27 protein-coding genes are annotated in these 25935 nt (G+C 40.6%); 10 read left to right on the forward strand and 17 right to left on the reverse strand.

Annotated features, from left to right (window positions below):
- The first annotated feature begins 123 nt into the window (after positions 1–123).
- The 4 genes from BM266_RS07010 (at position 124) to BM266_RS07020 (ending at position 4827) form a co-directional block, all read left to right on the forward strand.
- Positions 124–2325, forward strand: coding sequence for a TonB-dependent receptor (locus BM266_RS07010; RefSeq protein WP_317040960.1), 2202 nt, complete (start codon positions 124–126; stop codon positions 2323–2325).
- Positions 2326–2556: 231 nt separating this feature from the next.
- Positions 2557–2859, forward strand: coding sequence for a hypothetical protein (locus tag BM266_RS17520; RefSeq protein WP_310688030.1), 303 nt, complete (start codon positions 2557–2559; stop codon positions 2857–2859).
- A 120-nt stretch (positions 2860–2979) separates the two neighbouring features.
- The gene (locus BM266_RS07015) at positions 2980–4356 is read left to right on the forward strand and encodes a DUF5689 domain-containing protein (protein WP_093407624.1); all 1377 of its coding nucleotides are present in this window, start codon (positions 2980–2982) and stop codon (positions 4354–4356) included.
- A 66-nt stretch (positions 4357–4422) separates the two neighbouring features.
- Positions 4423–4827, forward strand: a complete 405-nt coding sequence (locus BM266_RS07020) for a hypothetical protein (RefSeq protein WP_093407627.1) — start codon at positions 4423–4425, stop codon at positions 4825–4827.
- Between the two features lie 48 nt (positions 4828–4875).
- On the opposite strand, the gene BM266_RS07025 is transcribed toward BM266_RS07020, so the two are convergent.
- The 12 genes from BM266_RS07025 to BM266_RS07080 all read right to left on the reverse strand — a co-directional run bounded on the left by BM266_RS07025 (position 4876) and on the right by BM266_RS07080 (position 15153).
- Positions 4876–5613 (reverse strand): hypothetical protein, encoded by a 738-nt coding sequence (locus BM266_RS07025; protein WP_093407629.1) that lies wholly within the window; start codon positions 5611–5613, stop codon positions 4876–4878.
- Between the two features lie 94 nt (positions 5614–5707).
- Positions 5708–6931 carry a GTPase HflX gene (hflX, locus tag BM266_RS07030; RefSeq protein ID WP_093407632.1) on the reverse strand — a complete coding sequence of 408 codons (1224 nt, stop codon included), beginning with the start codon at positions 6929–6931 and terminating at the stop codon, positions 5708–5710.
- 146 nt (positions 6932–7077) lie between these two features.
- Positions 7078–7974 carry a DUF3078 domain-containing protein gene (locus tag BM266_RS07035; RefSeq protein WP_093407634.1) on the reverse strand — a complete coding sequence of 299 codons (897 nt, stop codon included), beginning with the start codon at positions 7972–7974 and terminating at the stop codon, positions 7078–7080.
- A gap of 89 nt (positions 7975–8063) precedes the next feature.
- Complete coding sequence (locus BM266_RS07040; protein WP_093407637.1) at positions 8064–8576, reverse strand: DUF2480 family protein; 513 nt, start codon at positions 8574–8576, stop codon at positions 8064–8066.
- 11 nt (positions 8577–8587) lie between these two features.
- Positions 8588–8911: an SUF system Fe-S cluster assembly protein gene (locus BM266_RS07045; protein WP_093407639.1), complete on the reverse strand. Its 324-nt coding sequence runs from the start codon at positions 8909–8911 to the stop codon at positions 8588–8590.
- A gap of 1 nt (position 8912) precedes the next feature.
- Positions 8913–9290, reverse strand: a complete 378-nt coding sequence (locus BM266_RS07050) for a SufE family protein (protein ID WP_093407945.1) — start codon at positions 9288–9290, stop codon at positions 8913–8915.
- Between the two features lie 164 nt (positions 9291–9454).
- On the reverse strand, positions 9455–10693 hold the full coding sequence (locus BM266_RS07055; RefSeq protein WP_093407642.1) for an aminotransferase class V-fold PLP-dependent enzyme: 1239 nt from the start codon (positions 10691–10693) through the stop codon (positions 9455–9457).
- A gap of 46 nt (positions 10694–10739) precedes the next feature.
- Entirely contained in the window at positions 10740–12056 is a 1317-nt protein-coding gene (gene sufD, locus BM266_RS07060) for a Fe-S cluster assembly protein SufD (protein ID WP_093407645.1), read from the reverse strand.
- A 74-nt stretch (positions 12057–12130) separates the two neighbouring features.
- Positions 12131–12880, reverse strand: a complete 750-nt coding sequence (sufC, locus tag BM266_RS07065) for a Fe-S cluster assembly ATPase SufC (RefSeq protein ID WP_093407647.1) — start codon at positions 12878–12880, stop codon at positions 12131–12133.
- 41 nt (positions 12881–12921) lie between these two features.
- Positions 12922–13308: a hypothetical protein gene (locus BM266_RS07070; RefSeq protein ID WP_139220604.1), complete on the reverse strand. Its 387-nt coding sequence runs from the start codon at positions 13306–13308 to the stop codon at positions 12922–12924.
- A gap of 17 nt (positions 13309–13325) precedes the next feature.
- Positions 13326–14771, reverse strand: a complete 1446-nt coding sequence (gene sufB, locus BM266_RS07075; RefSeq protein ID WP_093407652.1) for a Fe-S cluster assembly protein SufB — start codon at positions 14769–14771, stop codon at positions 13326–13328.
- 52 nt (positions 14772–14823) lie between these two features.
- Positions 14824–15153 (reverse strand): HesB/IscA family protein, encoded by a 330-nt coding sequence (locus BM266_RS07080; protein ID WP_093407655.1) that lies wholly within the window; start codon positions 15151–15153, stop codon positions 14824–14826.
- Between the two features lie 244 nt (positions 15154–15397).
- Here BM266_RS07080 and thiL point away from each other — a divergent pair, with 244 nt between their 5' ends.
- Positions 15398–16465, forward strand: a complete 1068-nt coding sequence (gene thiL, locus BM266_RS07085) for a thiamine-phosphate kinase (RefSeq protein WP_093407657.1) — start codon at positions 15398–15400, stop codon at positions 16463–16465.
- Here the strand turns inward: thiL and BM266_RS07090 are convergent.
- From BM266_RS07090 to BM266_RS07110, 5 genes are all read right to left on the reverse strand, one after another.
- Positions 16462–16713: a hypothetical protein gene (locus tag BM266_RS07090; RefSeq protein ID WP_093407660.1), complete on the reverse strand. Its 252-nt coding sequence runs from the start codon at positions 16711–16713 to the stop codon at positions 16462–16464. The genes thiL and BM266_RS07090 overlap by 4 nt on opposite strands.
- Positions 16714–16786: 73 nt before the next feature.
- Positions 16787–17557 carry an alpha/beta fold hydrolase gene (locus BM266_RS07095; protein ID WP_093407662.1) on the reverse strand — a complete coding sequence of 257 codons (771 nt, stop codon included), beginning with the start codon at positions 17555–17557 and terminating at the stop codon, positions 16787–16789.
- A gap of 97 nt (positions 17558–17654) precedes the next feature.
- Complete coding sequence (locus tag BM266_RS07100) at positions 17655–18947, reverse strand: aminopeptidase P family protein (RefSeq protein WP_093407665.1); 1293 nt, start codon at positions 18945–18947, stop codon at positions 17655–17657.
- 105 nt (positions 18948–19052) lie between these two features.
- Complete coding sequence (locus BM266_RS07105) at positions 19053–19343, reverse strand: chaperone modulator CbpM (protein ID WP_093407667.1); 291 nt, start codon at positions 19341–19343, stop codon at positions 19053–19055.
- The gene (locus tag BM266_RS07110; protein WP_093407669.1) at positions 19340–20287 is read right to left on the reverse strand and encodes a DnaJ C-terminal domain-containing protein; all 948 of its coding nucleotides are present in this window, start codon (positions 20285–20287) and stop codon (positions 19340–19342) included. Before BM266_RS07110 ends, BM266_RS07105 begins: the two co-directional genes overlap by 4 nt.
- Positions 20288–20539: 252 nt before the next feature.
- On the opposite strand from BM266_RS07110, the gene BM266_RS07115 reads away from it, so the two are divergent.
- From BM266_RS07115 to pdeM, 5 genes are all read left to right on the forward strand, one after another.
- Complete coding sequence (locus BM266_RS07115) at positions 20540–21202, forward strand: succinate dehydrogenase cytochrome b subunit (protein ID WP_093407672.1); 663 nt, start codon at positions 20540–20542, stop codon at positions 21200–21202.
- A 12-nt stretch (positions 21203–21214) separates the two neighbouring features.
- Positions 21215–23218, forward strand: a complete 2004-nt coding sequence (locus BM266_RS07120; RefSeq protein WP_093407674.1) for a fumarate reductase/succinate dehydrogenase flavoprotein subunit — start codon at positions 21215–21217, stop codon at positions 23216–23218.
- A gap of 65 nt (positions 23219–23283) precedes the next feature.
- On the forward strand, positions 23284–24027 hold the full coding sequence (locus BM266_RS07125; RefSeq protein WP_093407677.1) for a succinate dehydrogenase/fumarate reductase iron-sulfur subunit: 744 nt from the start codon (positions 23284–23286) through the stop codon (positions 24025–24027).
- Positions 24028–24121: 94 nt separating this feature from the next.
- Positions 24122–25288 carry a methionine aminotransferase gene (locus BM266_RS07130; RefSeq protein WP_093407680.1) on the forward strand — a complete coding sequence of 389 codons (1167 nt, stop codon included), beginning with the start codon at positions 24122–24124 and terminating at the stop codon, positions 25286–25288.
- A gap of 9 nt (positions 25289–25297) precedes the next feature.
- Positions 25298–25930 (forward strand): ligase-associated DNA damage response endonuclease PdeM, encoded by a 633-nt coding sequence (gene pdeM, locus BM266_RS07135; RefSeq protein ID WP_093407682.1) that lies wholly within the window; start codon positions 25298–25300, stop codon positions 25928–25930.
- Positions 25931–25935: the final 5 nt, after the last annotated feature.

Genomic DNA, 25935 nt, shown 5'->3' on the forward strand with positions numbered 1-25935 from the left:
AAAGTTTGATTTAGCCACATAATGTACTGATTTCTGGCTTATTATGAAATAAAAAGCTATAATTATAAGAGAGAATCAAGGAAAATTTTGACAAAGAAATTATTGATATTGATAAATTTTGGCATGTTAATGCTTTCGGCAGGAGCCCAGGAAACTACCATTAAGGGAAAAGTAGTTGATGCAGTTACCTATGATAATATTTCCGGGGTACAGGTTTCTATTGAGAATACTTCTTATCAAATAATAACCAATGCCACCGGTGATTTTGAATTTTCCGGGGAAGATCTGCCCTTCGGAAATCAGGTGCTGCATTTTTCTAAAAATAGTTATGTAGAATTGAGATTGCCGGTAATAATTGAAGAAGGAATAGAAAAGAACCTGGACCTGGTACTTCTTCAAACCGATCTTAATGATGAGCAGCTCCAGATAAGCACCATAAGTCTTTCTGATGACGAGTTGAACGACGATGAAGCCAATGTAGATAATATCGCCGGGCTGCTGCAGGCGTCCCGGGATGTTTTTCTGAACGCTGCTGCCTTCGATTTTAGCCAAACTTTCTTCCGGCCGCGTGGTTATGACAGTGAACATGGCAAGGTGCTAATAAACGGCATAGAAATGAACAAAATTTTTACCGGCCGACCACAATGGAGTAACTGGGGCGGTCTAAATGATGTGCAGCGCAACCAGGTATTTTCTATGGGACTTTCTCCCAGTGAAGTCAGTTTTGGCGGCCTGGCGGGAACCACCAATATCATTATGCGGGCCTCCCAGTATTCCAGGGGTGGGAGAATTTCCTATGCCTTTGCCAACCGTAGTTACAACGGCCGGATTATGGGAAGTTATAGTTCCGGGGAGTTATCGAAAGGCTGGGCATATTCAGTTTCAGCTTCCCGAAGATTTGCCGAAGAAGAATATAATGATGGAACGCTGTACGACGCAAATGCATTTTATGTTTCCGTGGAAAAAAAATTCAATGAAACCCACAGCCTGAATTTCACTGGACTTTACACTCCCAATATCAGGGGGAAATCTTCCCCGAATACCCAGGAAGTCATCGATTTTAAAGGACGACGGTATAACGCCTATTGGGGCTATCAGGATGGTGAAATTAGAAATTCCAGGGTTAGGGAGATCAAGGAACCCGTATTGATGCTAAATCATTTCTGGACCATTTCAGAAAAAATGGAAATAAATAATAATCTACTTTTTCAGTTTGGGAAAATCGGGAACAGTCGCATATATTATGGAGGCACAAGGCTGGTAATGTTAGGAGATCAGGAAAGTTTTGTGGGGGGAGGCGCCAATCCGGATCCCACTTATTATCAGAAATTACCCGGATATTTTTTACGTTTTACTGATAATCCAAATTTCGAAGCCGCCTTTCGAGCCCGGGATGATTTTGTTAAAAACGGGCAATTGGACTGGGCAAAATTATACGAGGCCAATCAGAGTGCCGGTTATACTATTTATGCATTAAGTGAAGATCGTAATGACGATAAGTTGATCAGTGCGAACTCGATTATTTCTTCTGAATTGAATGCAAACATCAGTCTTAATTCCAAATTGTCATTTACCAGCCTGAACAGTCATAATTTTGCTTCGGTTAAAGACCTGTTGGGTGGCAATGGTTATCTGGATGTGGATTTCTTTGCTGAAGGTGATGCTGAAACTTCCCTGGGAGACCGTGCCCAAAGTGATCTCCAGGATCCAAACCGAATAGTGGGAGTAGACGAACCTTATAAATATAATTTTGAACTGAAAGCTAACACGGCCGAGGCATTTGCCCAGCTTCAGTTCAATTACTCCAAAACCGATTTTTATGCAGGGGTAAATTTATCTCAAACTACATATCAGCGTAATGGACTATTTCAAAATGGTAACTACCCGGAAAATTCTTTAGGTGAAAGCGAAAAACTCCAGTTTACAGGCTTCGGAGTTAAAGCCGGTGGGACCTATAGATTGACGGGCCGGCACCTTTTTACTATAAATGCGGCTCACCTGGCTAAACCTCCCAATTTACGAAACTCATTTTCAAATTCCCGGCAGAATAATGAAACTGTGTTGGGACTGGATACCGAAAAGATCTATTCCGCAGACTTGAGTTATCGCTACCGGGTTCCTAAATTAAAAGCAAGACTTACGGGATATTTTACCCAAATAAATGATGCTACTGAAATCTCCACAGCCTTTGTTCAGGAGATTTTGACCGGAATTGGGAAACGCCATTTGGGTGCAGAATTTGGAGTTGAATCTCAAGTAACAACAACTATAAAGCTAAAAGCCGCGGCCGCAGTGGGGCAATATACATACAGCAACAATCCATAATTATATTTAACATCAGATGATTTTGAAGAAGCGGTACATTATGGCACTTCCTATCTCAAAAACTATAGGATTGCCGGGGGACCACAAAGAGCTGCGCAATTAGGTTTTGAATATCGGGATCCCGGTTTTTGGTGGTTTGGAGCCAGCGTTAATTTTTTCTCACATGCCTTTCTGGATATTAGTCCGCTAACACGGACGGCAAATTTTAAACTGGATACAGATGGTCTGCCCTTGCTTAATTTTGATGAAGATATCGCCCGGAATTTACTCGAACAGGAGCAATTTCAGGAGTATTTCCTGGTAAATGTAATTGGCGGTAAATCCTGGTTGGTAAAAGGAAAATACATCGGGTTCTTTGTGAGTTTGAACAATATTTTTGACGAGCTATATAAAACCGGTGGTTTTGAGCAATCCCGAAATGCCAATTACCGAACCTTAAAGACTGATCAGGAACGGGATTACCCGATTTTTAACCCGAAATACTGGTATGGTAGGGGAGCAAGCTATTATGCAAATTTTTATGTGAGATTTTAAAGAAGAAAGAGATGAAACCGGCATGCTGCCGGACCCAAAAAATGTCACCAAACAGGAATAGGATTATAGGTTTGGACCTAATTCCCCAATTGGGATATTAATTTTAAACAGATGAGAGTAATGAAAACATTTTTAATAGCAGTTTTATTTGGGTTTTCCATGACTTCCTGCGTGAAGACAGATGATTTTGAAACCCCAACCATAGAAACAGAAGAATTCACCTTTAATGGTAATCTCACTAATATCGCGGCGGTAAAAAATAATTTTGATCCTGAAAATAACGATATCTACACTTTTTCAGAAACAGAGACCTATATGGAAGCTTATGTGGTTTCCAGTGATGAAGGCGGGAATTTTTATAAAGAACTGGTCCTGCAGGATCGCCCGGCTAACCCTACAGCCGGGATTTTAATTCTTGTAGACGATAATTCTCTTTTTGAAACCTTTGAATTCGGAAGGAAGATATACGTGAAATTGGACGGACTAAGTCTTTGGCAAAATAACGGAGTTATTCAACTAGGAAAACAAAACAGAGGGGATGTGGTAGCTATCTCTAACTCTCTGATTGACGAACACCTTATCAGAACAAATGAGACCGCTGAAATCACAGCACTTCCTTTGGAAATTTCTGAATTCAAAACAGAACACCTGAATTTATATATAAAGCTTGAAAACGTACAATTTAACCGGCAGTTAATCCGGGAGGATTTACGCTTTACTTTTGCGGGAGAGCAAATAGACGAATACGATGGGGAGCGTCAATTAGAAAGCTGTGTTACCGGTGCGACTACGGTTTTATCGAGTAGTATTTTTTCCGATTTTAAATCGCTGTTACTTCCGCAGGAATCGGGAAGTATTGAAGGTGTGCTCTCCCGAAATTTTTACGATGACTTTTTTGTGGTAGCTATTAATACACCCGAAGCCATTGACTTTAATGAAGAACGCTGTGATCCCGAGTTTTTTTCTTGTGGAGATGTTACCACAGCCGGGCCGGAAGTTATTTTTGAGGAAAACTTCACTAACATTACCAGCAAAGAAAAATTTGAGGCTGAGGGCTGGACTAACCTTAATGTTAACGGAGGAAACGAAGTCTTTAAACCAGGGACCTTCGATGGCGACCGGTATATAAGAATCTCCGCTTTTAATACTGAAGAAAGTCCCCTGGAAGCCTGGTTGGTGAGCCCACCCATAGATTTAGGCAGTACCACTTCAGAGAGCCTTTCCTTTGAGATTATGGCCTCCTACGACAACGAAACTATACTGGAAGTCTTGATCACGAATGATTATTCCGGGAATCCTTTAACCACAGATTGGTTGCTCTTAGATGCAAAGATTCCGGTAGGTCCGTCGAATCAGTATGGGAAAAAGTATCTGAAGACTGAATTGGATATCTCCTGTCTGGATGGATCGATAAATTTCGCTTTCAGATATTTAGGAGCGGCGCCTGATAAAGCAACTACTTACGATATTGATAATATTCGTATTACAGGACATTGATTTTTTGCGTAAATTGAAGTTTTATTATTCAAATTCAGCTTGTGTATGAACTAACTTTACCAACCAATGAAACTTCAATTTTCCCTCTGTTTTTTATTTTTAAGCATTGGTGTTTGTGCCCAACAAACACAGGACCTGGAAGGAACCTGGCGATGGACTTCTCCAAACGGAGAAGATAACTTTGAGCTTACTCTCGAGTATATCGATGGCAGTAAGATACGAGGCAAACACTGTTCCGTATTTCATAACGGAGAAAAAATGGACTGCCAGAAAAGAGAAAACGATTACAGCATAAATCTTATTAAGATAGCCAAAAATATTTATGATGGCACGATAGAAAGCAGATACAGTGCGACATCCGGAAGGATTAGAGTGCAATATCACCCACAAGATGTTAGTTTAAGTTTTGTGTTGAAGGCCTATCCTCCCGGGGAATTTTACCTGCCGGACAGGGCTTTATTGTACAGATAAGAAAAAATCTGTCTTAATTTAGACAGCTTTTTCATTTTAATTGTATTCTTATTTCTGCTTTTGGTAAGCTTCCGAATACGGAGACCAGATCTCATAAATAGGATTTCCCTTTGAACTGGTGCCTTTGTGATGCCATTCGCCGTCCCTGACTTCATTTTCAAATTCCAGGCTTGCTCCTACACGGCTATCATCGCGGGAGAAAAATTCAATATTCTCGGTATATATTCCATTTTCTGCAGAATAGGTGCCTCCTCCTGTACCGCTAAATTCTTCTGTGGCCGAATTAAAAGCAATCCACTGGAAGCGTCCGCCGCCTAATATTTTAACCGTGCGGCGGTCTCCCGGAGACATAGTATTCATCTCCCCATTTCTTTCACGGCCTGTAATCACCCAATTTCCGGTGAGAGCATCACTTCTATCTGCCACTCGTTCCCAAATTTTAGTATGTACTCCATCAGAGACCTCAAGCCTGTCTTCACCTTCCCAGGAAATATTAAAATCTCTATCCACCCCAATCGCCTCAGGATCAGCGGTATCAAAATCTCTTTTTTCGCTAAGCGTTTCGTCATCGGTAAGTGAAAATTCGCCTCCGGCAGCACTCATAAAACTGTTATCAGGAAGGGACTTAACGCCGTGAGCGAAATATCCATCCTGGTAGATTCTGATTACTTCTCTGTTAGTGACATCTTCTCCGTTCATATGAACCAGTTTCCAGGAACCTTCAATGTTTTGGGCCGAAAGGATTCCAACCCAAAACAAGATTGGTAAAAAAAATATTTTTTTCATAATGTATGTTCTTGATTTCCATCCAATTTACAACAATTCAAGAAAAGACCTCTTAAAAGGAGGTTCTGGAAAATTAAAAAGGAGTGAGGAAGTGTTATTCTTTCTCTTCCCCGTATTTATCATATTCAGGATAAAGGAAATTATTATAGGGAAAACGGGTAATATGGATCTGTCTAACTGCTTCGTAAACCTTTTTCCTGAATTCTTCCATGTTTTCCTTGTTAAGCGCTGAGATAAAGAGCACATTTTCTCCCATTCGGTTCATCCAGGTGTTTTTCCATTCCTTCAGACTATAATGGGCAGAGGTTCTCTCCGTCATTAAATCGTCATCCTCAATGTTTTCAGCCTTATATTGATCTATCTTATTAAAAACCATGATAGTTGGCTTGTCATTACTTTTTATCTCACTTAAAATCTGGTTAACCGATTCAATATGGTCCTCAAAATTTGGGTGGGAAATGTCTACTACGTGTAATAATAAGTCGGCTTCCCGAACTTCATCCAGTGTAGATTTAAAGGATTCTACCAACTGGGTTGGTAATTTTCGTATAAATCCAACGGTATCGGTAAGCAGGAAGGGCAGGTTTCTAATTACTACTTTTCTTACCGTGGTATCCAGGGTTGCGAATAGCTTGTTTTCAGCAAAAACTTCACTTTTGCTTATGGTATTCATTAGGGTAGATTTCCCAACATTGGTGTAACCTACTAAGGCGACCCGAACAAGCTGTCCGCGGTTTCCACGCTGAACTTCCATCTGCTTGTCTATGGTCTCCAGTTTTTTCTTTAATAATGCGATCTTATCTCTTACAATTCGACGGTCTGTCTCGATCTCGGTTTCCCCGGGACCACGCATTCCAATACCTCCACGCTGACGTTCAAGGTGGGTCCACATTCCCGCAAGCCTGGGTAACAAGTATTCGTATTGCGCGAGTTCTACCTGGGTTCTGGCATAGCTGGTCTTTGCCCGCTGGGCAAATATATCAAGGATAAGCGTAGTTCTATCGAGAACCTTGCATTTCAGAATCTTTTCTATGTTCTTTTGCTGAGCAGGGGAGAGTTCATCATCAAATATAGCGGTACCGATCTCGTGTTCTTCCACGAATTCACGTACCTCGTTCATTTTTCCTGAACCAATAAAAGTCTTGGGATTTGGTGTGTCGAGCTTCTGGCTGAAACGCTTTACAACTTCCCCACCTGCCGTATAGGTGAGAAACTCCAGCTCATCGAGATATTCCTCCAGCTTTTCTTCATCCTGATGCTGGGTTACTATCCCTATTAAAACGGCTTTCTCGTGGGTTAAATCGGTTTTTTCAATCATATATACAAAGTTACAGAATAGATCGCTACTACGGTTTTTCCTGCTTTTAATTCAACATAAATTTAACGCAGACAGAGGTGAAAATTTAAAAAACCTGCAATGCCAGAGCATTTCAGGTTCTGTTTTTGCTAAAATTGCAGATGCTCCTAAAAGGCGTAATTGAATCCTAATCCGAATACCTCACGGATCTGGAAACCTTTTACCGCATTATCATCATAGATCGCCTGAAAAATAAGATTGGTAGAGAGATAATCGTTGATCTTCATATTCATGTTCATCGTATAATCTATATCTACATTCTGCGGATCTTCCAGATAATTCGAGTAAAGGTTCAGCAGGTTTTCCATTGAGACATTTTCAATAATGCCAAATTTGGCATAGGCCGAAATTGAGGCGCCAAGTTCCCAGCGGGCAGATTTTTCAGCATCTACTCCAAAATAATCCTCGTCAACATATCCCGGTGCCGAGGTGAAATCTGAATCTACCAGGATCATCCTTCCGGTAGCAGGAGATAAGTTTACATACAAATCTTCACTTTTTTTCCAAAGCATTCCTGGGCCAAACTGCAGATAAGCAGGAGAAAGAAAATTGGTGTATTCGGTTCGTATTATTTCTCCTGTTTCAGCATTTTCATCATAATTATAACCCTTGGTAATTTGCGTTCTGAAATTCAGAAAAAGCGAATAAAACCAGTTAGATTCCTTAATTTGCTTCCCTGCAATGGAGTTGAATTCAAGCCTGTCACTGGTTTTCCTCGCAAAATCATCAGTTTTCTGTTTAGTTAATCCATAATCCAGGATAAATTTATTATCCCAGGTGATATCATCTCTTAAATAATTGAAATTATAATTAAGTAAAAGGTTCCCAGCAAGGTTTGACGTACCCCCACCGGTCCACTCATCATTAAATGCCGACTGGTTAAAAAGAAGAGCAAAATTACCTTCCTTAGTCCAACCTTCTTGTTGTTCTTCCTGCACTTCTTCCTGGGCTTTTAAACTGAAAATCCCGGCAAAAAAGGCCAGGAAAAGTATAATTTTTTTCATTGATAAGTATTTAGAATTCCACTTGTTAAGTTACTAAACATTTTTTTCAGAGATTTCCACCTTCGCGGAAATGACTTTGATAATCTTAATTAACCTTTAGTCTTTTTATATAGTGGAACCGATGAACAGGCTTCCCCATACATCAAACTTTTAACAATTGGCTGAAGTTTCTCTATCAGAAGAAGATAGGCGTTCTTCGGAACCGGTTTGTGGGAACAGCCTTTTACAATTACCGGTTTGTCCTTAAGCTCACTTAGATCTAGTTTTTCTATAATCTCTGCATATAAAATGCTTTCAAGGGTTTCCAGGTCGCCGGTGATTACTTTTTTCGCATAAGGCTGAAGATAAGTTGCCAGGAGCATAAAAGCCCAGGCAGGAATAATCGCATCGCTGGAGCAGATTAAGGCAACATATTGGCCGTCATATTTACCCCAGTCATGGGCTTTGGCCTGTTCCCTGAAATCTTTTTCCCTAAGCACAAAACCATCCAGCAACCAGTCTTTGATATCAAAAAGCACACGTTCCCCTTCCAGATAGTGATCCTCCAGGTTAAAGGTGATTAATTTGCTGCTGGCTACGCGATTGATGATCTCTTCAGACATAGGTATTTTCTTTAAAGTAAGCCCAATTCGAGTTTTGCTTCTTCGCTCATTAGATCCTGGGTCCACGGCGGGTCAAAGGTGATCTCCACTTCTGCATCTTTTACCATATCCAGGGATTTCACACGCTCTTCAACTTCCATAGGCAACGATTCTGCGACCGGGCAGTTTGGTGTGGTTAGCGTCATTAGTATCTTTACTTCGCTATCGGTATTTACCATTACGTCGTAGATCAACCCGAGTTCATATATATCTACAGGAATCTCCGGATCATAAATGGTTTTTAAAACCTTTACAATCTTTTCGCCGAGTTCCTGAGTGTCTATTTCTTGTTCCATCTTAATTTAATTGGGTTTGGTATGCCACAGCATACATTTTAAGTTGTTTAATCATACTAACCAATCCATTGGCACGGGTTGGCGAAAGATGTTCCTTCAGGCCTATATCGTCAATGAATTTTGTATCTGCCTCGATGATATCTGCAGGATGCTGATTGGAAAATGCCCTGATAAGTATCGCGACAATACCCTTGGTGATAATGGCATCACTATCGGCAGTAAAAACCAGTTTGTCGCCTTCCAGTTCGGCGTGAACCCAAACTTTGCTCTGGCAACCTTTTATAAGGTTTTCATCGATTTTGTATTTCTCATCAATCAATGGCAGGTTTCTTCCAAGCTCGATCATATATTCGTAGCGCTGCATCCAATCGTCAAACATTGCAAATTCATCTACGATTTCCTCCTGTATTTCCTTTATATTACTCACTTTTCTTGATTTTTTGAAGCTTTAAAAGCTCGTTATTTTCTTTAGATAAAAATACCAATTCTTCCTCTGAAATTTTAACTTTTCTTATCTGCGGAAGAATTTCCCCGAAGGCTTCTTTATGAAAGCATCATTTTTGCTTTTTTCACACCTTCAACGAACCTGTCGACCTCTTCCTTAGTATTGTAAAACGAAAAGGAAGCCCGCACCGTGCCTGGAATCTTATAGAAATCCATAATTGGCTGTGCACAATGGTGACCGGTTCTCACCGCTATACCCATTTTGTCGAGTAAGGTGCCAATATCATACGGATGAAGCCCTTCAATATTGAAGGAGATCACAGCGGTTTTCTCCTTAGAGGTGCCGTAGATCTTCATCCCTTCAATTTCCAGGAGTTTGCCTGTGGCATATTCAAGCAATTCCTGTTCATAGGCTGCAATATTTTCAAATCCAATGGAATTCATATAATCCACAGCTGCTCCAAAGGCTATTCCTCCACAAATGTTTGGGGTGCCGGCCTCAAATTTATGAGGAAGATCGGCATAGGTGGTTTTTTCAAAACTAACCGTAGCGATCATCTCACCACCCCCCTGGTAGGGAGGAAGTTTTTTAAGCCATTCTTCTTTTCCGTAGAGCATCCCAACCCCGGTTGGGCCACACATTTTATGAGCTGAAACCACATAGAAATCAACGTCCAGCGCCTGAACATCTGCTTTTATGTGTGGGGCGGCCTGCGCGCCGTCTATCAATACAGCCGCTCCATGAGAATGCGCTTTATCGATAATATCTTTGATGGGGTTTATGGTTCCCAGCGCGTTAGATACGTGATTGAGAAAAACGATTTTTGTTTTATCTGAGACCATCTCTTCAAAAGCGCTGTAAATAAGTGTTCCTTCTTCGTTCATAGGAATCACTTTCAAAACTGCTCCCGTCTTTTCACAAAGCATTTGCCAGGGCACGATATTGGAATGATGCTCCAATGCCGAAACAAGGATTTCATCGCCTTCCTGCAAAAGAGAAGTAAAACCACTGGCAATAAGGTTTATGCCGTGGGTGGTGCCGGAGGTGAAAATGATCTCGTAGGACTTTTCAGCGTTAAAATGCTTCTGAAGGCTTATCCTTGCATTCTCATATTTTTCTGTGGCCTCCTGAGACAGGCTGTGTACCCCACGATGAATATTTGCGTTGTAGTTGGAATAATAATCTACGATCACATCAATCACCTGCTGCGGGGTTTGTGAGGTAGCCGCATTATCCAGGTAGACCAATGGGTAGCCATTAATCTTCCTTTTCAGAATAGGAAAATCTTTTCTGATTTTTTCGATGTCAAAAGCTATATGTTCAGTAGTCAGGCTCATGTGTTCTCTTTTTTAGGGTCATTTCAACCTGAAAATTCCAAAAATATTACAGGCTAAAACCTACTTCAACGCCAAGTTTTTCTGCGATAAGTTTGTTGATCCTTTTCTTTAATTCAGGGATTTTTACACTTTCCAGAACGTTGTTTGCAAAAGCATACATCATAAGACCCTGGGCCTCCCTTTTTGGAATTCCGCGGGATCTCAGGTAAAACAAAGCATCTTCGTCCAGCTGGCCGATGGTACAACCGTGACTACACTTTACATCATCTGCAAAGATCTCCAACTGAGGTTTTGAATTGATTGTAGCCTTATCTGTTAGTAAAACATTGTTGTTGGACTGATAGGCATTGGTTTTCTGAGCTTCTTTTTCAACCACAACACTGCCGTTAAACACCCCGGTGGAATTTCCATCGAAAATACCTTTATAATCCTGGTGGCTTTCGCAATTAGGCTCTATGTGGTGTACTAAAGTGTTATGATCTACGTGTTGTTTACCCTCAATGAGAGTAACTCCTTTTAGGGTAGAATCTATATGCTCACCCTTTTGATAGAAATTCAGGTTGTTCCTAGTCAATTTACCACCTAAAGAGAAAGTGTGTACCGAACAGAAGCTCTCAGACTGCTGCTCAATAAAGGTGTTATCAATAAGAGAAGCCGAAGTAGAATCGTTCTGGATCTTGTAGTAATCAACAATGGCACGCTTGGCTGCAAAGATCTCTGTTACCGAATTGGTAAGCACGGGCCTGTCGGTAAGACTTTGGTGTCTTTCTATGATCTGGACGTGAGAATTTTCATCTACCACGATAAGATTTCGGGGTTGCAATAGCATTGCCGATTCTTTTCCTGTAGATAAATTTATGATCTGAATTGGCTTATCGGCCATTTTATTCTTCTGAATATGAATATAGGCCCCTTCGCGGGTGAATGCGGTATTTAAAGCGTTCAATCCTGTTTTTGGAGCGATCTTATTGAAATAGTTATCGACAACCGCTTTATATGGAGCTTTGCATAATGCTGAAGACATTAAGCATACATCAATCTTATCGTGCGTGGTCTGGGAAAGATGAGAGGAATAGACCCCATCCACAAAAACTAAATCATAAGTGTCAATATTATCGATTAGGTAATCTTTAATATCGCGATATTCCAGGCTGTCGTCCTTTTTCGGAAAAAAGCTGTAATCGTGCTTTAATACTGAATTAAGAGACGTGTATTTCCAGGCCTCTTCCTTTTTTGCAGGGAAACCAATACGCTCAAAATCCTGGATCGCCTGGTTTCTTATGTTATGCAAATCATCATTCTCACCACCGAACTCTTCTTCGAAAGCCAGAAAAGATGACACTAATTTATCTTTTAATTCCATCACAAAATTCTATTTGTCGTTTTCGCGAAGGCGAAAATCTTTACTTTAATATTAGTGTTAAAACCTGAAACTAACTAAACCTGCTCCGGTTTCAACCATTCATAACCTTTCTCCTCAAGTTCCAGTGCAAGTTCCTTGCCTCCTGTTTTTACAATCTTTCCATCCACCATAACATGTACAACATCAGGTTGGATGTAATTTAGTAACCTTTGGTAGTGAGTTATCAGTAATACCGCATTGTCTTTAGTCCTTAATTTGTTAACACCTTTGGCTACAACTTTAAGGGCATCTATATCCAAACCTGAATCGGTTTCATCAAGGATAGCAAGTTTGGGTTCAAGGACTGCCATTTGGAAGATCTCGTTACGTTTTTTCTCACCTCCCGAAAATCCTTCGTTCAGGGAACGGGAAAGAAATTTGCGGTCAATTTCCAGCATTTCAGATTTTTCCTTGATAAGTTTCAGCATTTCATTTGCCCGCATATCCTCCTGGCCATTTGCTTTCCGGTGCGCATTGATCGCAGCTTTCATAAAGTTGGTTACCGAAACCCCAGGAATCTCAATAGGATACTGGAAGGATAGAAAAATTCCTTTGTGTGCTCTCTCTTCGGGATCAAGTTCTGAAAGTTCTTCTCCTTCAAAAACTATTTCTCCCTGAGTCATATCAAACTCTTCCTTTCCGGCGATAACCGAAGAAAGGGTGCTTTTTCCTGATCCGTTAGGTCCCATGATTGCGTGAACCTCTCCGGGATTGATTTCCAGATTTATCCCTTTCAGGATTTCCTTATCGTCTATACTTGCGTGTAAATTCTTTATTTTAAGCATATATTCTAGGTATGATTCCGCCGTTAACGGAATAGATTTATTTATTCTTCAATACTATCTGAAACCTTTTCGGTTTCCAGAATTTCTATTATTTCTCTTATTTCGATGTCTTCTTCCCAGCCTTCCTGGTTGGAACTGGGAACAATTTTTCCTTTTATTTTTACTGAAACCATATCGAAGTCTTCCTTCTGATATGGTTTGATTTTTTCGGACAGAGCTTGTGCCATAGAATCTACGGTAACACCATAAACGAAGCTATCTCCCCTGAAAACCGCAGCATCTCCCACAAAAATGATTTCACCGGTTAAGGTTGGAATGCTGTCTTGTTCTTTCTCGGCTTTAACAGGCTCCATTAGTTCCTGCCGGCTTTCATCCTGGCAGGCGGCTGCTGAAATCATTATAACAAGTATGAGTAAAAACTTTTTCATTGATTTTATGATCAATTTTATCCTACAGACCCTTCGAGTGAGATCTCCAGTAATTTTTGTGCTTCCACAGCGAATTCCATGGGTAGTTTATTCAGAACTTCTTTACTGAACCCATTAACGATTAGGGCGATTGCCTTTTCGGTATCTATGCCTCGCTGGTTACAATAGAAGATCTGGTCTTCCCCGATCTTGCTGGTGGTAGCTTCGTGTTCTACTTGTGCCGATTTGTTCTTCACCTCGATATAAGGGAAGGTATGAGCCCCACATTTATTTCCCATTAAAAGGGAATCACATTGTGAGAAATTTCTTGCATTTTCTGCACGGCCGTTTATTTGCACTAATCCACGATATGAGTTCTGGGAATTCCCGGCTGAAATACCTTTAGAAATAATTGTACTTCGGGTATTTTTGCCAAGGTGAATCATTTTTGTCCCGGTATCGGCCTGTTGAAAGTTATTGGTAACTGCGATCGAGTAAAACTCGCCTATGGAATTATCGCCTTTCAAAATACAGGAAGGATATTTCCAGGTAACTGCAGAACCGGTTTCCACCTGAGTCCAGGATATTTTGGCGCTCTTTTCGCAAAGTCCACGTTTGGTTACGAAATTATAAACTCCTCCTTTTCCTTCCTTATTCCCTGGGTACCAATTTTGAACAGTGCTGTATTTAATTTCAGCGTTATCCAATGCAATAAGTTCAACTACGGCAGCGTGCAACTGGTTTTCATCCCGGGTAGGGGCGGTACAACCTTCAAGGTAGCTCACGTAACTGCTGTCTTCAGCAATTACCAGCGTGCGCTCAAATTGTCCAGTCCCAGCCTGGTTGATCCTGAAATAAGTTGAAAGTTCCATTGGGCATCTTACGCCTTTTGGAATATAGCAGAAAGAACCATCACTAAAAACTGCAGAGTTTAATGCTGCGTAGTAATTATCGGATCTTGGAACAACAGAACCTATGTATTTTTTTACCAATTCAGGGTGTTCCTGAATAGCTTCAGAAATAGAACAGAAAATAATCCCTTTTTCAGCAAGTGTTTTCTTGAAAGTAGTGGTTACAGAAACTGAGTCCATCACTACATCTACGGCAACCCCGGCAAGCTTCTTCTGCTCGTCAAGAGATATTCCCAGCCTTTTGAAGGTATCCAGTAATTCCGGATCCACTTCGTCTATGCTGTTGTATTTTGGTTTTTTATTGGGAGCCGAATAGTAAGAAATATTCTGGAAATTCGGTTTTTCATAGTGCACATTAGCCCACTCAGGCTCTTCCATTTTCTCCCAGGCGCGATAAGCTTCCAAGCGCCAATCGGTCATCCACTCGGGTTCTTCTTTCTTTTTAGAAATTGCTCTCACAATGTCTTCATTGAGACCCACAGGAAAAGTGTCAGATTCTATATCGGTATAAAATCCGTACTCATATTCCTTTGTTTCGAGCTCTTTTTTTAAATCGTCTTCAGTATATGCCATTTCAATATTATTAATTCAAGGTTCAAAATTCAAGAGTTGAATTTCGAATAAATTACAGGGAAAAACTTTCCCCACATCCACAGGTGCGTTGGGCATTAGGGTTATTAAATACAAATCCCTTGCCATTAAGTCCGCCGGAATATTCGAGAATTGTACCGGCCAGATACAACACGCTACGTTTGTCAACCACGATTTTTATATCATTGTCTTCAAAAAGTTTATCCTCTTCGGCTTTTTGCTTATCAAAGTTTAATTCGTAAGACAAACCTGAACAGCCACCACTTTTTACGCCAACACGAACAAAGTCCTGAACACTGTCAAAACCACTTTCGTCCATCAAAGCGGCAATCTTTTTTTTAGCACCTTCGCTAACTTTTATCATAGCTTAACAAGATTAATTCTAAATTGGGGACAAATATACTACAAAACAGACGTTTTACCATAGAGCCATCATATGTTTTAAGAATGATTAGATAAGTCTTGCTAATAAGGGATTTCAAAAGAACTATTTATCTATTATGCTGATAATCAATATCTTTTAAAAAATTCATTTATGTCATTCTCTTAGATGTTTATGCTTATAGTTGAATAATATTCGTTTATTTTGCAGATTAAAATTTTACAATATGTTTGATGATAGTCAGGGAATGAAGACAAACCTTTCAGAATTAGGGGAATTTGGATTGATAGAACATTTAACCCGTAGCTTTTCTCCAAAATTAACTTCCACGATAAAAGCAATTGGCGATGATGCCGCAGTACTTAATTTTGAAAATAAATATACCATTGTGACCACCGATCTTCTTGTAGAGGGTGTTCATTTTGATCTGGCTTATATGCCGCTAAAACATCTTGGTTATAAAGCTGTAATGGTAAATGCCTCCGATGTTTATGCGATGAACGCTAAGGCTACGCAAATAACGGTATCCATAGCGGTTTCAAACAGGTTTCCGGTAGAAGCTCTTGAGGAGTTATATGCGGGGATACAACTGGCTGCAAAACTTTATAATATTGATGTGGTGGGGGGTGACACTACTTCTTCAACATCAGGACTTTTAATTAGTATAACTGCACTGGGTGTTGCAGATAAAGATGATGTGGTTTTGCGAAGCGGGGCTAAACCTAACGATCTTCTGGTAGTAACCGGTGATCTGGGTGCGGCTTATATGGGCTTGCAGGTGCTTGAGCGCGAAAAACAGGTTTTTAAGGCCAATCCTAATGCCCAGCCCGATCTTGATCAATATACTTATCTTATCGAAAGGCAACTGAAGCCTGAAGCCAGAAAAGATATTCCGCCGATGCTAAAAGAATTGGGAGTAAAGCCAACTTCTATGATTGATATTTCTGACGGACTCTCTTCTGAAGTTATACATATATGTAAGAATTCTCAGGTGGGAGCCAATCTCTACGAAGACAAGATCCCGCTGGATCCTGCTGTGATTTCGGTTTGCGAGGAATTTGATATTAATAGTACAACCATTGCGCTAAGTGGAGGTGAAGATTATGAATTGCTATTTACGGTTTCTCAGGAAGATTACGATAAGATCAAGGCAAATCCAAATCTAACGGTAATCGGTCATATGACTGAGGAAGAAGAAGGAATGCACTTAATCACCCGGGCAAATACTAAGATACCTCTTATTGCCAGGGGTTGGAATTCTATGGAAGATAAAAATAAAAAAAACGAAGATTAAGAGGCCTGGGCAAAGGTTTTTCTTTTTCTTCTTCTATGAATCTTGGCCAGGTAATCGTTGGTTTCTTTAAATTTTGGGGTTAAGCGCGCTAAAAAACCATTCGCTGTATCAGTCATTTCCATACCACATTTAGCACATTCGTACTCGTGAATATGTTCGGTGACATTTTTCGATACTCTTAGTTGGTGTCCAAAAATGCTGCAAAAAACCTTTCCGAACGAAAATAGGTTAGGGTTTCTTTTCTTCATAAAGGGTTGATTTTCTTGTTTCTGTAAATACTAAATTATAAAAAAAGGTTAAACTTTCGACAAAAAGTTAAATTTAATCGATGAAATGCATAAAATCCATTAAACCTTTTTTGTTTTCTATAAATGCCAGATGCCCATCGGGATAGCTCCTAAACTCACTTCCGGTGGCGGTTGAAATTCTTTTTACCTCTTCATAATTCAGGATCGGGTCTTTTTCTCCAGCCATAAGATATTTTGGATATTTTAAGCCTGCAAGCAACCGGCTGTGGTCAGCACGAATTTTCATTCCCTGGAGGGCGGCTATAATTCCTTCTTTTGGAAAATTAAGCGCCCGGTTTTTCAACTCGTCTACCTGTGGTTTGTATTTTTTGTTGTTTTCCGGTGTCAATAAATTAGAGATAGCCATATTCACAAAAGCTCTTTTGTTTTTTGCAACTATTCGGGTAGCTTTGTCACGATTTAATCTACGCTTCTTCGAGTCAGCTTTGGGAGTGGAATTGATTAATGCCAATCCGGTTGGTATTATAGGAAAAATATTTTGAAATTCCAAATTTACATAGCCTCCCATAGAGTGACCGGCAAGAAATGCTTTTTTAATATTTAATTCGTCTAAAACCGCTTTTACTGAAAGAGCCATATCTTTCATAGTATGAACTTTGTCTATGCAACCCGATCTTCCGTGCCCCGGCAGGTCTATGCAAACCACCTGCCTTTTTTCTGAAAGATTGTCCTGAAAATTTTCCCAGATCTCCAAAGATTCAAGAAAACCATGAAGCAGGACAAGGGGGTTGCCGCTGCCCTTGGTAGAATAATTAATGCTGGTGTTTTTATAATTGATTTCCATAAGATGGGTGTCGATGTTGAATAAAAATAAAAAGCCACGAATTACAAAATAAATTGTGCTTTCGTGGCTTTAAAATTAACTATCTCCGAAGAAAGGTTTATGAGTTCATAATCTCCTCAATCTCTCCAATTTCTATTGGAATATTGCGCATAAGGTTAAATGGCTCTCCTTTTTCCTGGATCACCACATCATCTTCCAGTCTAATGCCAAAACCTTCATCTGGCAGGTAAATTCCGGGTTCTACGGTAAATACCTGGTTTTCTTTCATAGGTTCGGTTAGAATCCCGTAATCGTGGGTATCCAGACCGATATTATGTGCGGTGCCGTGCATAAAATACTTTTTATAGGCCGGCCAGTCAGGATTTTCGTTTTGAACATCGGCTTTATCCAGCAGTCCCAGGTCTAATAGCTCTGAAGTCATTAGTTTTCCTACTTCCTTGTGGTACTCTGCCCAAATGGTTCCCGGCACCAGCCATTTTGTGGCTTCTTTTTTCACGCGGTTAACCGCATTGTAGATCTGTTTTTGCCTGTCTGAATATTTTCCAGAAACAGGAATAGTCCTGGTCATATCGCTGGAATAATTGGCGTATTCTGCACCGGTATCAATAAGGATAAGATCACCCGCTTTACATTGTTGATCGTTTTCGGTATAATGTAAGACATTCGCATTATTTCCGCTTGCGATAATTGGGGTGTAGGCAAATCCCCTGGAACGGTTACGAATCATTTCGTGCCAGTATTCGGCCTCAATCTCGTGTTCCCACACTCCGGGTTTGGTGAATTTTAATGCTCTGCTGAAAGCTTTTTCAGTGATATCACAGGCTTTTTGCATAAGATCCAATTCTATAGGGTCTTTTACCGAGCGGAGTCTTTGCAGAATAGGATTGCTTTTAGCCACTTGGTGAGCCGGATACTTTTCTTTTGTTTTTTTGATGAACCGCTCATCCCGGGTTTCGGTTTGAACATTTGCGCGGTAATGCTCGTTGGTGTTGAAATAGATGGTGTCACACTGCGACATCACTTCAAAAAAGACCTTTTCAAAATCCTGAAGCCAGTATACGGTTTTTATTCCGCTAACCTCAAAGGCTTTCTCTTTGGTGAGTTTTTCGCCTTCCCAAACGGCTATATGCGGGTTGGTTTCGGTTAAGAAAAGCATTTCCCTGTGCTCCGGTTTTGGCGCATCTGGAAAAAGAACCAGGATGGCTTCTTCCTGATCTACCCCGCTAAGGTAAAAAAGGTCGCGATTTTGCTGAAAAGGCATGGTGCTGTCGGCGCCTATGGGGTAAATGTCATTGGCATTAAAAACCGCCAGGCTGGAGGGTTTCATTTTATCCGTAAAATTCTTCCGATTTTTTATAAAAAGGCTCTTGTCTATTTGTTCGTATCTCATATTTAGAAGTGTTGAGACGCGTAATCGCGTCGTTTGTGTTCAGGTTTACAAAGTTATCAATATCTAAGAGAGTAAAAAGAAATAGCGCGATTCCCTCTTTCGGAATTATTCATATAAGCCTAAGCGGTTTTTGAGTTTGCGATTTTGATGTTGTAATTCTTCCAGTTGTGCCAGCAAATGTTGTATGGCCTCTAGACCTTCGAGATTGATGTCTAACTCATAATGTAAACGGCGTAGTTTTTCGAATTCTGCTATTTCATCACTTGGAACATATTGCGATTTCTCTACGGTCACGATTCTTATCAGGCCACTTTGGGAAAGCGAGCTTATAAAAGTTTGCTCTACTTTGTAGCGGGTACAAATCTCTTCGGTAGGTATTAGATCTTCTAAATTCATGAGCGTAGTTTTTGAAGTTCCCTGAATAGTTCTTTTTCTTTCGCGCTGAGGTTGGTTGGCATTTCAACATTGTAGGTGATGTACAGGTCTCCATACTGGTTTTCTTTCTTGTACTTCGGAAAGCCTTTTCCTTTAAGTTTTACCCTGGTACCGGATTGTGTTTCTGGCTTCACCTTAAGTTTTACCTTTCCGCTGAAAGTGTCTACGGTGATCTCCCCGCCAAGCATCGCGGTGTAAAGGCTGATGTTTACGGTGCTGTAGAGGTTCTCTTTTTCTCGCTTAAAAGTTGTGTTATTGATGATTTTAAAAGTGATATAGAGATCACCCCTTGGCCCACCCTGAACGCCGGGACCGCCGTGTCCTTTAATTTTAATGGTTTGTCCGTTCTCGACTCCGGCGGGAATTGTTAACCGGATGTTTTTGCCATTGATGGTAAGGGTTTGCTTCTGTCTGGTATATACATCGCTAAGATTTAGTTCTAACTCGGCATTATAATCCTGGCCTTTAAAATGCCTTTCCCTTCTCGATCCGTGCGCTCTGGCGCTACTGCCAAACATCTGTTCAAAGAAATCTGAAAAAGTGTCTTCATCAAAATTACCGGAGTAGGATTGCCCTCTTTGTCGGGCATCACCATAACCTTCAAAACCTCCAAAGCCGCCACCATATCCGGCGCCACCAGCGGTTTGTTGCTGCCTTCTGGCTTCTTCATATTGATCGGCGTGTTCCCAGTCCTTACCGTATTGATCGTATTTTTTGCGTTTCTCAGGATCGCTGAGAACTTCGTGTGCTTCATTTATTTGCTGAAATCTTGCTTGGGCTTCTTTATTATTAGGGTTAAGATCTGGATGGTATTTTCTGGCCAGTTTGCGATAGGCCTTTTTGATATCGGCCTGGGAGGCAGATTTGTCCAGTTCCAGTAATTTGTAGTAGTCTATAAATTCCATTGGTTCGGAATAAGGTTAGATTGATTTATTACCTGAAATTACTAAAAATGCTTCCAACTTGCGTTAAGTTTTTGCAAAAAGAAAAATGCGGTTAAGTGCTTTGTATTTAAAGGATTTTCAACAGCAGAATGAGGCTTAAAAAATGCTTCTTTGAATTAATTCTAAATTGATGCTGAATTGGCAATGAAAGTTTGTGAGTAAGTAATTCAAAATGTATTTTTGTTGTTAAAATATTCATAAATAACTTAACTAATGGGTGGAATACTTAATTCTTCAATAGCAAGAAAAGTTGCTATGGCCTTATCCGGACTTTTTCTTGTACTCTTTTTACTCCAGCATTTCATAATAAATTTCACTTCTGTATTAAGCGCTGAATCTTTCAATGAGATTTCCCATTTTATGGGAACCAACTTTATCGTTCAGTTTCTAATTCAGCCTATCCTGATCTTTGGAGTAATTCTGCATTTTGTTTTAGGAATTGTTCTCGAATATAGAAACAGAAGCGCCAGGCCAATAAATTATGTGCGTTTTAATGGAAGCGCCAACTCCAGCTGGATGTCCAGAAATATGATCTACACCGGGCTTGTGGTTTTAGCTTTCTTAGGGCTTCACTTTTATGATTTCTGGGTACCTGAAATTGTACACAAATACGTAGAATCTCATCCGGAAGACCCCACTCGATATTACCACGAAACAGTGGCTAAATTTGAGTCTCCGGTAAGAACAGGATTATATGTATTATCTTTTATCCTGTTAAGCCTTCACCTGTATCACGGGTTTTCGTCTTCATTCCAGTCTATGGGATGGGCGAACAAATATGCTAAAGGCTTGAGAGGTTTTACAGTGGCCTATGCCATTCTTATTCCTTTAGGCTTTATATTTATAGCCCTGTATCACTATTTTAATAACGTTTAATACGTAAGATTTATGTCAGTTTTAGAATCAAAAGTACCGGCAGGACCACTTGAAGAAAAGTGGAAAAACCATAAGAATAATATCAACCTGGTTAACCCGGCAAACAAACGTAATATTGATGTTATAGTAATAGGAACAGGACTTGCCGGAGGTAGTGCAGCTGCTACGCTGGCCGAGCTTGGTTATAATGTTAAGACTTTTTGTTACCAGGATTCTCCAAGAAGGGCACACTCTATTGCTGCCCAGGGAGGTATAAATGCAGCGAAAAACTATCAGGGAGACGGTGATTCAGATTACCGGCTATTCTATGATACTATAAAAGGTGGCGATTATCGTTCACGCGAATCCAATGTTTATCGCCTTGCCGAAGTTTCAGGAAATATAATAGACCAGTGTGTTGCACAGGGAGTTCCCTTTGCACGTGAATACGGAGGCTTACTCGATAACCGCTCTTTTGGAGGGGTGTTGGTATCCCGTACTTTTTATGCTAAAGGTCAAACGGGCCAGCAGTTACTTTTAGGAGCTTATTCTGCAATGAACCGACAAATAAACCGGGGTAAGATCAAATCTTATACCCGTCATGAAATGCTTGATCTTGTAATTGTAGACGGAAAGGCAAGAGGTATTATTGCTCGCGATCTGGTTTCGGGAGAAATAGAAAGACACAGTGCTCACGCTGTGGTAATAGCTTCAGGAGGTTACGGCAACGTATTTTATCTTTCTACCAATGCGATGGGAAGTAATGTTACCGCATCCTGGAAAGTTCATAAAAAAGGAGCCTTTTTTGCAAATCCTTGTTTCACACAAATTCATCCAACCTGTATTCCGGTTTCAGGAGATCATCAGTCTAAATTAACTTTGATGTCTGAATCTCTTCGGAATGACGGACGAATTTGGGTGCCTAAGAAACTGGAGGATGCCAAGGCTATCCAGGAAGGCCGCTTAAAACCTACCGATCTTAAAGAAGAAGATCGTGATTACTACTTGGAAAGAAGATATCCCGCCTTTGGTAACCTGGTGCCTCGTGATGTGGCTTCCAGAGCAGCCAAGGAGCGTTGTGACGCCGGATACGGCGTTAACAAAACCGGGGAAGCAGTATTCCTTGATTTCAGTGCCGCGTTTATGCGTTACGGTCAGGAAGCAGCCAACACCCAGCATCTTAAAAATCCTTCAGATGAACAGATAAGGGATCTGGGAAAAAAAGTTATTGAATCCAAATACGGGAACCTATTCCAGATGTACGAAAAGATCGTAGATCAGAACCCATATGAAACACCAATGATGATTTATCCTGCGGTTCACTATACTATGGGTGGAATCTGGGTAGATTACAATCTTGAGACCACCATCCCAGGATGTTTTGCAACCGGAGAGGCTAACTTCTCAGATCACGGTGCCAACAGACTTGGAGCTTCAGCCTTAATGCAAGGTTTGGCAGATGGATATTTTGTTCTTCCTTATACCATAGGTAATTATCTTGCCGATGATATTAGAACAGGACCAATCCCAACCGATAGCCCTGAATTTGATGAAGCTGAAAATGCTGTTCGCAGTCAGCTGGAAAAACTTTGTAATAATAAGGGAACAAAATCTGTTGATCATTTCCATAAACGTCTCGGGAAGATTATGTGGAATAAAGCAGGAATGTCCCGTAATGCCGAAGATCTGAAATCGGCGGTGGAGGAGATTAAAGCGCTTCGGGAAGAATTCTGGAAAGATGTTAAGATTCCGGGAGAGGTAAATGAACTAAATACCGAGTTGGAGAAAGCAGCCCGTGTAGCCGATTTCCTTGAACTAGGTGAATTGTTTGCTGTAGATGCCCTACACCGTAACGAAAGTTGTGGAGGACACTTCAGGGAAGAATATCAAACCGATGAGGGGGAAGCCCTTAGGGATGACGAGAACTTTATGTATGTAGCTGCCTGGGAATATACCGGTAAACCAAGCGAGGCAGTTCTTCATAAGGAAGATCTTAATTACGAATATATCGAAGTTAAAACAAGGAGCTATAAATAGAATTGAGATATAAGTATTGGGTTAGATGCTCAATACTTATTACTCACTACTCAATACTGTACAATATGAATCTTACACTCAAAATATGGCGTCAGAAGAACGCTACAACTAAAGGGAAACTCCAGACTTACCCGATAAGTGATATTTCTCCGGATATGTCTTTCCTGGAAATGTTGGATGTACTGAATGAAGAGTTAATCGACAAGGGTGAAGACCCTGTGGTTTTTGATCACGACTGCCGGGAAGGTATCTGTGGAACCTGTAGCCTCCAGATCAATGGAGAGCCACACGGGCCCGATCGAGCCATTACTACCTGCCAGCTGCACATGAGAGTGTTCAAGGATGGGGATACCATTACTATTGAACCATTTAGAGCAGCGGCTTTCCCTGTCATTAAAGATCTTATGGTAGATAGGGATTCTTTTGAAAGAATTCAACAAGCCGGAGGATATGTATCTGTAAATACCTCAGGAAATACTCAGGATGCCAACTCTATCCCAGTACAAAAAGACAATGCCGATAATGCATTTGATGCCGCTACCTGTATAGGTTGTGGAGCCTGTGTTGCCGCTTGTAAAAACGCAAGTGCAATGCTTTTTACTTCGGCTAAGGTGAGCCAGTTTGCTTTATTGCCTCAAGGTAAAGTTGAAGCTACAAGGCGAGTACTCGCAATGGTCGAGCAAATGGATAAAGAAGGTTTTGGTAACTGTACCAATACCGGGGCCTGTGAAATAGAATGCCCTAAAGGAATCTCCCTGGATAACATCGCCAGAATGAACCGGGAATACCTTAGTGCCAGTATGGAATAATACAGGTTAAAATATTTATAATACTAATCCCGGACTTTGCAGTCCGGGATTTTTTTTTGACCTTACTAAGAAAGCCTTTTAATTACACAACACTATGCCCAATTTTCAGCATTTACCTTCTAAACTCCCTGCAGGGAAGACCAGCATTTTCTCAATAATGAGTAATCTATCCCGAAAACACAAGACTATAGACATGTCCCAGGGGTTCCCAAATTTCGAAACAGACATGAAGCTGAAGGAATTGGTTTGTAAAGCCATGAAAGATGGGTATAACCAGTATCCGCCTATGAATGGCATTCCTGAATTGAGGGAACAAATAGTGGCTAAATTTGATAATCTCTACGGCAAAAAGTATGATGAAACTACCGAAATCATTTTTACGGCCGGAGCTACCCAAGCTTTATATTGCGCCATCACCGCATTTGTTCATCCCGGAGATGAGGTGATCGTTTTTAAACCAGCTTATGACTCTTATGAGCCCGATATTAAACTGGCCGGAGGAAAACCTGTTTTTGTACAGTTGAAGGGGGAAGACTTTAAGATCGATTGGGAAGACCTGGAACAAAAGATCAATTCCAAAACCCGAATGATCGTTATCAATACCCCCCATAATCCCACAGGGACTATTTTGAGAGAAGCCGATATGCTGAAACTGGAGAAATTGTTGGAAAACACCAACATTATCCTGCTAAGCGATGAGGTTTATGAGCACCTGATCTTTGACGGAGAACAGCACCAGAGTGCTTCTAAATTTCCCGGCCTGGCAGAAAGAGCTATCGTTTGTGCCTCCTTCGGAAAAACTTTTCATAATACCGGTTGGAAAATGGGTTATTGTGTGGCTCCCGAAATTTTGATGAAAGAGATCATCAAATTTCACCAGGCCACCGTTTTCTGCGTTAATCATCCTATGCAAAGAGCTTTTGCTGAATATTTAAAAGAACCTGAACATTACCTGGAACTCGGCGATTTTTACCAGGAGAAACGCGATAAATTTCTTGAACTCATAAAGGATACAAGGTTTAAGGCTGTAATTTCAAAGGGCACTTACTTCCAGGTCCTGGATTACTCAGAAATCACCGATGAATATGATGTGGATTTTTCCAAAAGACTGATCACCGAATTCGGTTTGGCCAGCATCCCGGTTTCGGTGTTTAATATTGACGGGAAAGACAACAAGCAACTTCGGTTCTGTTTTGCGAAAACCGATGACACCCTGGAGAAAGCTGCGAAGATTTTAAACAGAATAAGCGAGGAGCTTTAGGCAGTCTAAATGGAAATTGAGCTAGAAAACCAACACTTCGAACTTCACCCCAGTGGTGCTGCTTTCTGGGAAGAACAGGAAATCTTGATTATTAGCGATGTGCATTTAGGCAAGATCTCGCATTTCAGGAAATTTGGAAGTCCTGTGCCATACAAAGCTATTAATGCGAATTTTATAAGACTGAGCGAAGTGGTGGGCAAATTCCGCCCGAAAACTGTTTGTTTCTTAGGTGACCTTTTTCATAGCAACTTGAATAATGAATGGAAATTATTCGAAAATTGGCTGAGTTTTGTAGAGGCAGATGTGGTTCTGGTCGCGGGAAATCACGATATAATTTCCCCGCTGAAATACGAAAAATTGGGATTGAAAATTCATTCTGAATGGCAACTGAACGGATTTCTGCTTACCCACCATCCCGAGCAGAGAGAATTTTTTTTCAATATCTGCGGGCATATTCACCCGGGTTATCGATTAAACGGTAAAGCCAGGCAAAGTCTTAAGCTACCTTGTTTTTTCCGAAGAAAAGATCAGCTTATTTTTCCTGCTTTTGGCGAATTTACCGGAAATTATATGATGGAATTAAACGAAGGGGAAGCTGCTTATGCAATTACCCAAAAAGAAGTAATTTTAATCAGTAAATAAAAGAA

The organism is Salegentibacter flavus, from assembly GCF_900115145.1.
GTDB classification, from domain to species: domain Bacteria; phylum Bacteroidota; class Bacteroidia; order Flavobacteriales; family Flavobacteriaceae; genus Salegentibacter; species Salegentibacter flavus.